9 protein-coding genes are annotated in these 12,764 nt (G+C 24.1%); 6 read left to right on the top strand and 3 right to left on the bottom strand.

The window, feature by feature from the left end:
• Positions 1–8: 8 nt before the first annotated feature.
• The 5 genes from purM (at position 9) to guaA (ending at position 5,990) form a co-directional block, all read left to right on the top strand.
• Positions 9–995, top strand: a complete 987-nt coding sequence (gene purM, locus DM780_RS02290; protein ID WP_110548977.1) for a phosphoribosylformylglycinamidine cyclo-ligase — start codon at positions 9–11, stop codon at positions 993–995.
• Positions 996–1,005: 10 nt separating this feature from the next.
• Positions 1,006–1,569: a formyltransferase family protein gene (locus DM780_RS02285; protein WP_110548824.1), complete on the top strand. Its 564-nt coding sequence runs from the start codon at positions 1,006–1,008 to the stop codon at positions 1,567–1,569.
• 63 nt (positions 1,570–1,632) lie between these two features.
• Positions 1,633–3,150, top strand: coding sequence for a bifunctional phosphoribosylaminoimidazolecarboxamide formyltransferase/IMP cyclohydrolase (gene purH / locus DM780_RS02280; RefSeq protein WP_110548823.1), 1,518 nt, complete (start codon positions 1,633–1,635; stop codon positions 3,148–3,150).
• Between the two features lie 10 nt (positions 3,151–3,160).
• Positions 3,161–4,396: a phosphoribosylamine--glycine ligase gene (gene purD, locus DM780_RS02275; RefSeq protein ID WP_110548822.1), complete on the top strand. Its 1,236-nt coding sequence runs from the start codon at positions 3,161–3,163 to the stop codon at positions 4,394–4,396.
• A 40-nt stretch (positions 4,397–4,436) separates the two neighbouring features.
• Positions 4,437–5,990 carry a glutamine-hydrolyzing GMP synthase gene (gene guaA / locus DM780_RS02270; RefSeq protein ID WP_110548976.1) on the top strand — a complete coding sequence of 518 codons (1,554 nt, stop codon included), beginning with the start codon at positions 4,437–4,439 and terminating at the stop codon, positions 5,988–5,990.
• Positions 5,991–5,997: 7 nt separating this feature from the next.
• On the opposite strand, the gene accD is transcribed toward guaA, so the two are convergent.
• Genes accD through DM780_RS02255 form a run of 3 tightly spaced genes read right to left on the bottom strand, consistent with a single transcriptional unit; the run spans position 5,998 to position 10,114 of the window.
• Positions 5,998–6,837 carry an acetyl-CoA carboxylase, carboxyltransferase subunit beta gene (gene accD, locus DM780_RS02265; RefSeq protein ID WP_110548821.1) on the bottom strand — a complete coding sequence of 280 codons (840 nt, stop codon included), beginning with the start codon at positions 6,835–6,837 and terminating at the stop codon, positions 5,998–6,000.
• 4 nt (positions 6,838–6,841) lie between these two features.
• Positions 6,842–7,909 (bottom strand): class II fructose-bisphosphate aldolase, encoded by a 1,068-nt coding sequence (gene fbaA, locus DM780_RS02260; protein WP_110548820.1) that lies wholly within the window; start codon positions 7,907–7,909, stop codon positions 6,842–6,844.
• A 54-nt stretch (positions 7,910–7,963) separates the two neighbouring features.
• Complete coding sequence (locus tag DM780_RS02255) at positions 7,964–10,114, bottom strand: hypothetical protein (RefSeq protein ID WP_235611977.1); 2,151 nt, start codon at positions 10,112–10,114, stop codon at positions 7,964–7,966.
• A 120-nt stretch (positions 10,115–10,234) separates the two neighbouring features.
• On the opposite strand from DM780_RS02255, the gene DM780_RS02250 reads away from it, so the two are divergent.
• Positions 10,235–12,751 carry a UvrD-helicase domain-containing protein gene (locus DM780_RS02250; RefSeq protein ID WP_235611975.1) on the top strand — a complete coding sequence of 839 codons (2,517 nt, stop codon included), beginning with the start codon at positions 10,235–10,237 and terminating at the stop codon, positions 12,749–12,751.
• The last annotated feature ends 13 nt before the right edge of the window (positions 12,752–12,764 follow it).

Genomic DNA, 12,764 nt, shown 5'->3' with positions numbered 1-12,764 from the left:
TAGTAATAATGAAAGAAAGTAATCGTACTATATATAAAATTAGTCCAATTTTAGAGAAAACTTATAACAATAAGGTAATTGGCTCATTAGATAATTTTGCAGCACTTTATAAAATGCCTTACTCTGAGTATAAAGAACCTGTTTTGGTATCTGGGGTTGATGGTGTTGGTACTAAACTTCTTTTAGCTATTAATTACCAAAAATATGATGTAATTGGAGAAGATTGTTTTGCTATGTGTGCCAATGATATATTATGTCATGGAGCAAAGCCATTATTTTTTCTAGATTATTTAGCTTGTGGAAAAATTGATTCTAACATTGCAGAAAAAATTATACAAGGTATAGCTACCTCTTGTAAAAAGACGAATACCTGTCTTATTGGAGGAGAAATAGCTGAAATTCCAAGTATTTACAAAAAAAAAGATTATGATATAGCAGGATTTTGTGTAGGTATTGTAGAGAAAAAAAAGGTTATAGATGGAAAAAAAACAATTAAAGAAGGAGATATTTTAATTGGAATACCATCTTCAGGTGTACATAGCAATGGTTTTTCTTTAATTCGAAATATTTTTTATACAGAAGATTTATTGATGAAAAAATTCCAAAAAAAACCATTTTATGAGACTCTTTTAATTCCAACTAGAATTTATTATTCTACTATTCATATTTTATTAAAAGAGTTTTTAATACACGGATTAGTTCATGTTACTGGAGGGGGTATATACGATAATTTATTTCGTGTTCTTCCAGAAAATTTATTAGCTATAGTAGAGAAAAAAAAAATTCCTATTCTACCTATTTTTAATCATATTCAGGAAAAAGGTTTTTTATCCGATCAAAAAATGTGGAATACTTTTAATATGGGAGTTGGAATGATTATAATAGTTTCTATTAAAGATCAAGGTCCCATTTTTGATAGATTACGTTTTTTAGGAGAAAATCCTTTTGTATTTGGAAATATAGTTAAAGGAGATAAAAAAGTATTTTTGAAATAAAAATATTTTCATGAAAAAACTATCTATTTTGGTCTCTGGAAAAGGGACAAATATGCAGCATATTCTAGAATCTATTTCCAATGGAAAACTTTCTAAAGTTAAGATAGATACAGTTATTTCTGATAGATCTTGTAAAGCTATTCAATATGCATCGAAAGAAAATATTACAACTTTTTCTTTAAAAAATACTAAAAAAATACTTCTATCTAAAGAGATAGATAATATTTTTATAAAAAAAATCCCAGATATTATAGTACTTTGTGGGTTTCTTTCCATACTTGATTCGGAATTTTGTGATAAATGGTATGGAAAAATCATAAATATTCATCCATCTCTTTTACCTAAATATGGAGGAAAAGGTATGTATGGAATGAGAGTACATCAAAAAGTGATTAATAATAAAGAAAAAATATCAGGTGCTACAGTTCATTATGTAACTAAAAATATTGATTCAGGAAATATAATTTTAAAAAAATCATGTAATCTTTCTTCAAAAGAAACTCCAATATCGTTATCTAAAAAAATATCTATCATAGAAAAAGAGATACTCATTCAATATTTAAACAATATTTGACCTATTATATTATTTTTTTTTATATCCCATAAAAATTTCGAATTCTTTAATTATATTATATATATGAAAAGAGCTTTGATTAGTGTTTATGAAAAAAATGAAGAATTATTTGATTTTGTCTGTTTTTTAGATAAAAAAGAATATCAAATAATTTCTACTTGTGGTACTTATCAATACTTAAAAAAAAATGGAATATCTAATGTTCTAAAAATAGAAAATATCATTTCTTTTCCTGAAATTTTAGATGGAAGAATAAAAACTATTCATCCATCTATTTATGGGGGTATTCTTGCTAATCGTTCTATTGATAAACATATGAAAAGTATTCATTTTCACGGAATTAATCCTATTGATATTGTATTGGTAAATTTTTACCCATTTTTTGATAAATTCCATAAAAAATCAATTAATTCTATAATTGAATTTATTGATATAGGAGGACCATCTATGTTGCGAGCAGCAGCTAAAAATTTTTTTCATGTAACCCCTATTACAGATAAAAAAGATTATATATTAGTAAAAAATGAAATTGAAAACTATGGGAATACTTCATTAAAGTTGAGAAAAAAATTAGCAGGAAAAGTATTTAATCTTACTTCTGCTTATGATTCTGCAATTTCTCAATATCTTTTAATGGAAGAAAATTTTCCTACTTATTTACATTTTTCTTATGAAAAAAAAATGAATCTTCGTTATGGGGAAAATCCTCATCAGGAAGCCGCTTATTATATTAGTACTATTCATAATGGAGCAATGTGTAATTTTCATCAATTACATGGTAAAAATCTTTCTTTTAATAATTTAAGAGATATGGATATAGCTTGGAAAGTAGTATCGCAATTTTCTGAACCAGCTTGTTGTACTGTGAAACATGCAACACCATGTAGTGTTGCCTTAGGAAAAAATGTTATAGATGCATTTCAAAAAACTTATTATGCGGATTCTATTTCTTCTTTTGGAGGAATTATGGCATTAAATGTTCCAATAACAAAAGAATTAGCGAATAAAATGAATAGTCTATTTTTAGAAGTTATTTTATCTCCTAGTTATGAAAAAAATGGATTGAGTATTTTAAAACAAAAAAAAAATATAAGAATCATTAGGATAAAAAATCCTATTTCTGATAAATTGGAATATGTAAAAATAGATGGAGGAATATTGGTCCAACAAGTAGATCCTCCTTTATCTTATGATTATCAAATAGTAACCAAAAAAAAGTTTTCTGATCAAGAAATAAGATCTTTATTTTTTGCTCAAAAAGTAGTAAAATATGTAAAATCAAATGCTATTGTTGTAGCTCAAGGTACACAAACTTTAGGAATTTCGGGCGGTCAAACAAATAGAATTTGGGCAGCTCGTCAAGCTATAGAAAGAGCTTTAGAAAAAAGCAAAGAGGATTTAGTCCTTGTTTCGGATGCTTTTTTCCCTTTTCGGGATATAATAGATGAAGCTGCGATATCCGGTAAAATAAGAGCAATTATTCAACCAGGAGGATCTATCCGTGATAAAGAATCTATAAAAGCTTGTGATGAACATGGAATAGCTATGGCTTTTACGGGAAAAAGACATTTTAAACATTAAAAAAAATATTATGAAAGTTTTAATTCTCGGAAATGGAGGACGTGAACATGCTATGGGAAAAAAAATTTTAAAAGATTTTCCTAATATAGATCTTTATTTTTATCCTGGTAATGGAGGAACCGATGAAATAGGAAAAAATATTAAAAATACTTATACAACATTAGATTTATGTTTATATGCTAAAAAAAATGAAATAGATATAACTATTGTTGGTTCAGAAACTTTTCTATTGGATGGAATTGTAGACGTATTTAAAAATTTTGGACTAAAAATTATGGGTCCACATTACCTTGCTGCTAGATTAGAAGGTGATCGTGTTTTTTCTAAATCATTTATGAAAAAATATGGAGTACGGACTCCTAAATACGAAGTTTTTTCTTCTTATCAAAAAGCTTTAGATTTTTTAGAAAAAAAAAATTATTCTGTAGCTATAAAAACAAGTGGTATAGCAGGAGGGAAAGGAGTAATATTAGTGAAAAATAAAAACGAAGCAAAGAAGGCTTTGACTTCTATTATGATAGATAAAAAATTTGGAAAATCTGGAAATAAAGTTATCATAGAAGAATTTTTGAAAGGTAATGAATCCTCTATTATATCCATTTTTAATGGGAAAGATATTATTCCTTTTTTATCCGCTAAAGATTACAAAAAAATTGGAGAAAAAGAAACTGGGGGCAATACAGGAGGAATGGGTACGATAGTACCTAATCCCTATATGAACGATGAAGTTTGGATAGATTTTAAAAAAAATATATTGGAACCAACTTTAAAAGGACTTTTTTTAGAAAAATTAACTTTTTTCGGATTTATTTATTTCGGATTAATGATCACTTCAAATAGTGTATACTTATTAGAGTATAATACTCGTATGGGAGATCCTGAAACTCAAACTTTATTGCCATTAATGGAAAGTAATTTTTTTCAGATAATCCAGTCGGTATTTCTTCAAAAAGAAATATCTATTTCTTGGAAAAAATTATGTTCTTGTTGTATCGTACTATCTTCAAAAGGCTATCCGGAACAATATGAAAGTGGAAAAATTATAAATGGATTAAATTCTTTAAAAGAACCTTTTTATATTGCTGGGGCTAAAAAAGAAAAAGAAAAATGGATGACATCACATGGACGAGTTTTAAATATCATAGGAATAGGGAGGACAATCGATTCCGCTAGAAAAAAAGCTTATAATAAGGTAAAAAAAGTTCATTTTGAAAACTTATATTTTAGGAAAGATATTGGATTATAGTTTTTTTAAAAAAAATTCCAATGATACAAAAAAAAATATAATGAAAAAAGACTCTATTTTGGTATTAGATTTTGGTTCCCAATATAGCAAGATGATTGCACGAAGAATTCGAGATATAGGGGTATATGCAGTTTTATATCCTTATGATATTTCTATTCATAATATTTTATCCAAAAAACCAAAAGGGATTGTTTTATCTGGAAGTCCTTTTTCTGTTTATGACGAAAATCCTCCATTAATATCTAAAAATATATTTAAATTAAATATTCCTATACTTGGAATTTGTTATGGAATGCAACTTATTTCTTTTCTTTTTGGAGGGAAAATAGAAAGATCAAAGTATAAAGAATATGGAAAATCTATTTTTATGATAGATCATTGTAAAAATGATTTATTCCACGGAATTCCTAAAAAATCTATTGTTTGGATGAGTCATTTTGATGAAATAAAAAATATTCCAAAAGAATTAAAAGTAATTGGACATACTTCTTCTTGTGCTATTGCAGCTTTAATTCATAAAAATAAAGATATTTATGCCGTACAATTTCATCCAGAAGTGAATCATACCGAATTCGGAGTTCCGATCATGAAAAACTTTATACTTCATATTTGTAAGTGTTCCCCAAATTGGAAACTAAACCATTTTGTACAAGAGAATGTAGAAAAAATAAGAAAACTTGTAGATACTAAAAAAGTAATATTAGGATTTTCAGGAGGTTTAGATTCTTTTGTATCAGCTTATATCATTCAGAAAGCGATTGGTTCATCCTTACATTGCATTTTCGTTGATACTGGTTTTCTTCTAAAAGAAGAAAAAGAAAAAATATCTTTTTTTGGTAAAAAAATGAATTTATTTATTAAAATCATAGATGCTAAAAAACGATTTTTATCTAGTTTAATTGGAATTATTGATCCTGAAATGAAAAGAAAAATTATAGGGAAAGAATTTGTTTCTATTTTTCAAGAAGAATCAGAAAAAATTAAAAATGTAGAATTTTTAGCGCAGGGAACTATATATTCAGATGTAATTGAATCTTCTACATATTCTTCATCCAAATTATTAAAAAATACTGTTTTTATTAAATCTCATCATAATGTAGGAGGATTACCTAATTTAATGAAATTGAAACTTTTGGAACCATTAAAAGAATTATTTAAAGATGAAGTACGAAAAATAGGAAAATATTTAGGAATTCCAAAAGAAATTTTATACCAACATCCATTTCCAGGTCCTGGATTAAGCATTCGGATTATTGGAGAAGTCAATAAGAAAAAAATTTATATTCTTAAAGAAGCGGAAATTATTCTTTTGCAAGAATTAAAAAATTATAATTTATATAAATTTGTAAGTCAAGCTTTTATAATATTATTGCCTATAAAATCCGTAGGAGTAATGGGAGATAAACGAACCTATGAATATGTCGCTGTATTACGTGTTACAAATACGGAAGATTTTATGACTGCTACTTTTTCACATTTACCTTATAATTTTTTAGAAAAAGTTTCGAGTAGAATAATTAATGAAGTTAATGGAATTAATCGTTTAGTATACGATATTACTTCCAAACCTCCAGCAACTATAGAATGGGAATAATTTTTTTTTACATCATCATAGAAACAAGATTGGATATATTTTTTTTTAAATCAATTCTAGAAGAAATTAAATCTATAAATCCATGTTCTAGAAGAAATTCTGAAGTTTGAAATCCATCTGGAAGATTTTTTCCAATAGTTTCTCTAATTACTCTAGGTCCAGCGAATCCAATTAAAGCACCTGGTTCGGCTATATTTATATCTCCAAGTAAGGCATAAGATGCTGTAACGCCTCCTGTAGTTGGATCTGTAAGAATGGATAGATAAGGAATTCTTGAATCACGTAATTGAGTTAATCTAGCTATTGTTTTAGCCATTTGCATTAAAGAAAAAGAAGATTCCATGATTCTTGCCCCTCCAGATTTAGATATCAATACATATGGAAATCTTTTTTCAATACAATGTTTTATAGCTCTAGATATTTTTTCTCCTACTACAGATCCCATAGATCCTCCTATAAAAGAAAAATCCATACAAGAAATAACTATATCCATCCCATTTATTTTTCCAACTCCTGTTCTAATAGCATCATATAAATTTGTTTTTTTTCTTGCTTCCTCAATTCGATCTGTATATTTTTTTCTATCTATCCATTTTATAGGATCTTTACTAATCATTTTAACATTTTTTTCTGAAAATTTTCCATTATCAAAAAGAATATCAAAATATTCCTTGCTATGAATTCTTACATGATATCCATCTTCCGGACTCACATATATATTTTTTTTTAGTTCATCCGTATCTATAATTTTTCCATTTGGAGTTCTGTACCAAAGCCCTTTAGGTAAATTTTTTCTATCTTCTATAGGGGTAATAATATTCTTTTTTTTTCTTAAAAACCATGCCATAGTTTTATAAAGTGTTAATATTATTCATTAATTCAAAATATTTTTTTAATAAATCTTTGAATGATTTTTCTCCTTTTCTAAGCCATATTCTAGGATCATAATAGTTTTTATTTGGAAGATATTTACCTTCTGGATTTCCGATTTGTTTATTCAGATATTCCTTATTTTTATTCATATAATCTCTTATTCCACAGGTAAAAGCATATTGCAAATCTGTATCTACATTCATTTTAACAACTCCATAATTAATAGATTCTTGAATTTCTTTTATGGAAGAACCAGATCCTCCATGGAAAACAAAAAAAACTGGTTTTTTTTTTGTATTAAATTTTTTTTGTATGTACTTTTGAGATTCTTTCAAAATTACCGGACGTAGAATAATATTACCAGATTTATATACTCCGTGTACATTTCCAAATGAAGCCGCTATAATAAATTCTTTGCTTATTTTGATTAATCTTTCATAAGCATACGATACTTCTTTTGGTTGAGTATAAAGTTTATTGTTTTCTATATTAGAATTATCTACACCATCTTCTTCACCTCCCGTAACTCCAAGTTCTATTTCAATGGTCATTTGAATTTTATTCATTCTTTCAAAGTATCTTTCACAAGTACTAATATTTTCTTCTAAAGATTCTTGAGAAAGATCTAACATGTGAGAACTAAATAACGTTTTACCAAAACGTTTATAATGTTTTTCATTAGCAATCATCAATCCATCTATCCATGATAGAGATTGTTTAGAACAATGATCTGTATGAAGAATTACAGTAGATTTATAAAATTTAGCTAGTTCATGGATATGTTTTGCACAAGCTATAGAACCTTGGATAGCTGCTTTTTGTTCGTGATTACTTAATCCTTTTCCTGCGTTGAAAATAGCTCCACCATTAGATATTTGAATAATTATAGGGGAATTAACCTCTGCTGCAGTTTCCATTGCAGCATTCATAGTATTAGATCCAATAACATTTACAGCAGGTATGGAAAATACTTTTTCCCTAGCATATTCAAATATTTCTTGGATAAGACTCCCGGTAATAACCCCAGAAGGAAATTTTTTAGACATGTGTTTTTTTTTATTTAATTAAGGATTAAAAAATGTAAAAAAAAGAATTTTTTTCTAAAATTGGGGGTTAATTCCAAAATTGATCCATGGTTTTTTTAATTTTATATAATTTATGATCCATTCCTTTTGTTGAGATGAATCATAAAATTTATATACAAGATCTACAAAAAAAACAAAAAATTTAAGATCATATCGAACTCCTATTCCTCCTTCTAATAAAAATTCTTTATAAAAAGGGTTCCATATCAACTTTTCTATTTTTTTTGAATTATTATTTTCTTTGTTTAACAGTTCTCTATTTTCTAAGTAAAAAAAAATAACTGAAAAAAAATTAGAAAGTATTTTATTTCTATATTCATTTACTAATAAAATTTTATTAAATGATGAATTTTTATCTATATTTAGATGAATACTATTTGATTCTCGACCTTTTTTACAAAATTTAGATATTCCTGAAAAAGAATTTTTTGGAATTTTTTCATAATTAAAATTTTTTTCAAGAAAAAACCTTGATATTAAGAAATAATTTTTAGATAAAAAAAAATATTTTTTGAAATCTAAATTGTATTTAACCAAAAAAATATTATTCAATAACTTATTTTTATAAGGAAAAAAAAATTTTTGAAATAAATAATATAAAATATTTACAGAAATATCTATATTTCCACGTAATGCAATAGGATTTTTTGTACTATGATCCAAAAATTGATTCATCTCATAATTATAAATAATAGAATGGATAAAATTATCCTTTATCTTATTAATTTTTTTCTTTTGTATAGTATTTTTTGAATCAAAATGATTATTATTTGTTTTTTTTACATTTTTAAAATTAATCATTTTTTTGATTACTTTTAAAGTGATCATTTTTATTTTATGTTTTCTATAAGGAGTTACCTTCCATTCATAATTAATAAAATTGGAAAATATGTATTTTTTTATATCTATATTTTTTTTATTTTTTTTTTGAAAAAAAATAGAAGTATGAGTCCTATATAAGTAATATTTAGGAATCATAGATGATATAAAAGTGGATAAAAATCCTGGATAGATAAAATTTCCTTGAAAGGAAATTTTAGATAGGTTAAAAATTTCTTTTGGAGAAAAATTTAAACTTCCTTTTATAGAAAACATAAAATTTTCACCATTTTGTTGTAGTATATTTCTACTTAGTAAAGTGATTTTTGGATTGATTTTTATATCCATTTTTTTGGATATAGAATTTACTAAATAAAATTTAAATTCATTACTTTTTATAGTTTTCAAAAAAATTTCAGCATTTAAAAAGGCTATTTTTGAATTTAAATTGTTTTTTTTTTCTTCTTCTACTTTAAATTGATTAATATAAAAATTATGCAAAGAATAAATATTTTTTTGAGTCTTTAAAACCTCATTTTTATTATACAAAGATCCAGGAAAAATAGTGAAAACATCCGTGATAATTTTTGGATTCAATTTTTTATCGGTAGGAACAAAAAATTTATATCCATTGTAAATGAAGAAATTTTTATTTTCATTATTGATTCTTATCACAATTTTATTGAATAAATATTTTTTATGATTATGGAAATTTTTTACTTCCATATATAAATTTATTTTTTGATTTTCTATAAAATTTACATGAAACTTAATATCGGATACATTAAAATTATAATAACCATAATTTTCATACATTTTTTTCATCCTTTCTATTTCAAATATTATATTTTTTTCACTGTATTGTTCTCTTTTTTTAATTAAACTAGAATTAATATTATTTATATAAATATCCTTTAACTCTTTTTCTTGAAAATTGTAAATAATTTCGTTGATAAAATAAGGTCTTCCACTAGTATGAATATTATAAGTTATTTTTCCTTTTTTTTTCTTTTTTCTAAAAATATAAAAATTTATATTATCCTCAAAAAATCCTTTTGAATTAACATTTTTTACAGAATTTTTTTTTAAATAATGGGATTCTATTCTTATAGTTTTTTCTACGTTTTTAAAATGAAAAAAATGACAATAAATACTTTTTATATATTTATTTTTTGGAATTATTTTTTTTAAAAATAAAAAATTTAGATTTTGTTTATTTTTTTTCAGTAAATATGTTTCTTTCGGGATTTTTTTTATAATATTACACGATACAAAAAAAAATCCAAAAAAATAAACGATAAATAATATATTAATTAAATTTTTTTTTTCCCAAATTTTTTTTATCATTTTAATTTTTTTCTTATTTCGTTTTATATTTAAAAGAATTATTGATAAAATTTATTATGTTTATTCCAGCTACATTAAAAATATACAACGCTTCAGCAGGCTCTGGAAAAACTTTTTTTTTTGGTAAAAAATTATCTTGTTATTCTTTTTAAAAGTCCTCATTGTGACGAATTTAAACGTATTTTAGCTTTAACTTTTACCAATAAAGCTACTGAAGAAATTAAAAAAAGGATATTACAATGTATAAAAGAATTTTCTAATCAAAAAATTAGTAAGGAATATCATTCTTTGTACAATTCTATTAAAAAAGATTTAAAATTAACAAAAAGGCAACTATCTGAACGCGCTAAAAAAATATTATCTGAAATTTTATCCGATTTTTCTTCTTTATCTATAAGTACTATCGATAAATTTACTTATCGTATCATTCGATCTTTTTTTTCTAATAAAAATATATATATAGAAATGGATACCCATAAATTTTTATGGGAAGTTATAAATAATTTATATAATAGATTAAAAAGTTCAGAAAAATGGTCTCATATTTTGATCCAATTTTCTTTGGAAAGATTAAAAAAAGGAAAAAATTGGGATATCAGAAAAGAACTATTTAAAATAGCTAGTCTTATAGTAGAGGAAAATAGTTTTTTTTCTATGAAAAAAATTAGATTTCAATCTTTTGATGATTGGATAATACTAAAAAAAAAATTGTTAAAAAGAACGAAAAAATTTGAAAAAAAATGTAAAAAACAAGGAGAAAAATTTTTTGAATTTTTAAAAAAAACATCTATTCAAAAACATTCATTCTATTATTCAGATTTTCCAAAATTTTTTCAAAAATTCCGTGTAAAAAACATAATATTAAATCCTTTTCATCAACGTATAGAAAAATCTATTCAAAAAGAAGTATTGTATAGTAGTAAAAATTCTACCATAAATATGGATCAAAAAATATTGATAGAAAGGAACAAAAAAAAAATACTTTCTTTGTATCAAGAAACAAAATTTATATATAAAAAATATATATCCTCCTATATTTTAGATAAACTTTTTTTAAAAAATTTTCATTATTTATCTATAATACAAGAAATTGAAAAAGAATTTTTATTTTTAAAAAAAGAAAAAAAAATTTTTTTAAACGCAGAATTAAATAAAATACTTCATGAAAGAATTATTCAAGATCCCATCCCCCTAATTTATGAAAAAATGGGGGTACAATATAAACATTATTTTATAGATGAATTTCAGGATACTTCATTTTTACAATGGTATAATATTCGAATTTTAATTGAAAATGCTTTATCAGAAAATGGATCAGCTATGATTGTAGGAGATCCTAAACAATCTATATATCGTTGGAGAGGTGTAGATTATAATCTTTTTCTTCATTTAATTTCTTCTTCATCTAAATCTTATCACAAAAAAATAATCACTATAGGTACTAATTTTCGTAGTTATGAAGAAATTGTAAAATTTAATAATTCACTTTATCAATCGGTATCTAAAATTTTTAATTCTACTCTTTACAAAAAAATATATAAGGAATCCAAACAAAAAGAATTTAAAAAACCTGGAGGATATGTAGAATTAAATTTTGTTATAGAACAAAAAAGTTACAGAAATGAACTTTACTGTAAAATACAAAAAAAAATAAAGAAATTGTTAAAACAGAAATATAAATTATCGGATATAGCTATATTAGTTAGAAATAACGAAGATGGAAATTTTTTATCTGAAAAACTTTTAGAAGATGGATTTATTGTCAATACTTCCGTATCTCTTCTTGTAAAGAATCATTTGGAAATAGAAATCATTATACATTTTTTTTATATACTTTTAAAACCACATTGTTATCAAAAAAGAGCTACTTTAATTTTATTATTATTGAAAAATAAGTTAATTCATACCAAACAAAGAGATCATGACTTTCTTGTAGAATCTATTTTTTTACCATTCGATCTTTTTTTAAAAAAAATTTTTATTACAAATAAAACATTAGATTTAAAAAATCTATATAATAAATCTATTTACAATATAGTAGAACAGGTCATTGATGGATTTGGATTATTAAATAAATATAATACGGAATCTATCTATTCTTTTTTAGACTTTGTTCATCGTTCTATAAAAATTGTAGGAAATTCTATTGTAGATTTTTTAGAATATTGGGAATCCAAAAAAGAAAAAGAAAGTATCATTATTTCTGATAATACAGATGCTATTCGTATTATGACTATTCACAAATCTAAGGGATTGCAATTTCCTGTAGTAATTATACCTTTTACAGATTGGAATGCTTTTTCAAAAAAAAAAAAGGAAGGAATATGGATAGATGTATGTCCTGATTTATATCATGGTTTGGATTCTATCTATATAGAAATAGAACCTTATTTTAAATATATAAATGACCCTTTTTTCATAAATATTTATGAAGAATATCTATCTAAAATAAGGATTGATAATCTAAATTTATTATATGTAGCTACTACTCGTCCTATGGAACAACTTATTATTTTTTCTAGATATGGAAAGGATCAATCTGTATCTTTTTATCTTAAAAATTTTCTCTATGAAAAAAAATTATGGAATGATAAAATATTTCAATATTCTTTTGGAATAGAGAAAAAAAATTATTAAAAAATATTTTATT

The organism is Blattabacterium punctulatus (assembly GCF_003226695.1).
In the GTDB taxonomy this organism is placed as follows: Bacteria; Bacteroidota; Bacteroidia; order Flavobacteriales; family Blattabacteriaceae; genus Blattabacterium; species Blattabacterium punctulatus.
The sequence above is the reverse complement of the archived record's forward strand: the minus strand, read 5'-3'. Positions and strand labels throughout refer to the sequence as shown.

Coding starts and splice junctions, on each gene's coding strand:
- purM (WP_110548977.1), top strand. CDS start 9: ATGAAAGAAAGTAATCGTACTATATATAAAATTAGTCCAATTTTAGAG.
- DM780_RS02285 (WP_110548824.1), top strand. CDS start 1,006: ATGAAAAAACTATCTATTTTGGTCTCTGGAAAAGGGACAAATATGCAG.
- DM780_RS02255 (WP_235611977.1), bottom strand. CDS start 10,114: ATGATAAAAAAAATTTGGGAAAAAAAAAATTTAATTAATATATTATTT.
- fbaA (WP_110548820.1), bottom strand. CDS start 7,909: ATGTCTAAAAAATTTCCTTCTGGGGTTATTACCGGGAGTCTTATCCAA.
- guaA (WP_110548976.1), top strand. CDS start 4,437: ATGAAAAAAGACTCTATTTTGGTATTAGATTTTGGTTCCCAATATAGC.
- purH (WP_110548823.1), top strand. CDS start 1,633: ATGAAAAGAGCTTTGATTAGTGTTTATGAAAAAAATGAAGAATTATTT.
- accD (WP_110548821.1), bottom strand. CDS start 6,837: ATGGCATGGTTTTTAAGAAAAAAAAAGAATATTATTACCCCTATAGAA.
- purD (WP_110548822.1), top strand. CDS start 3,161: ATGAAAGTTTTAATTCTCGGAAATGGAGGACGTGAACATGCTATGGGA.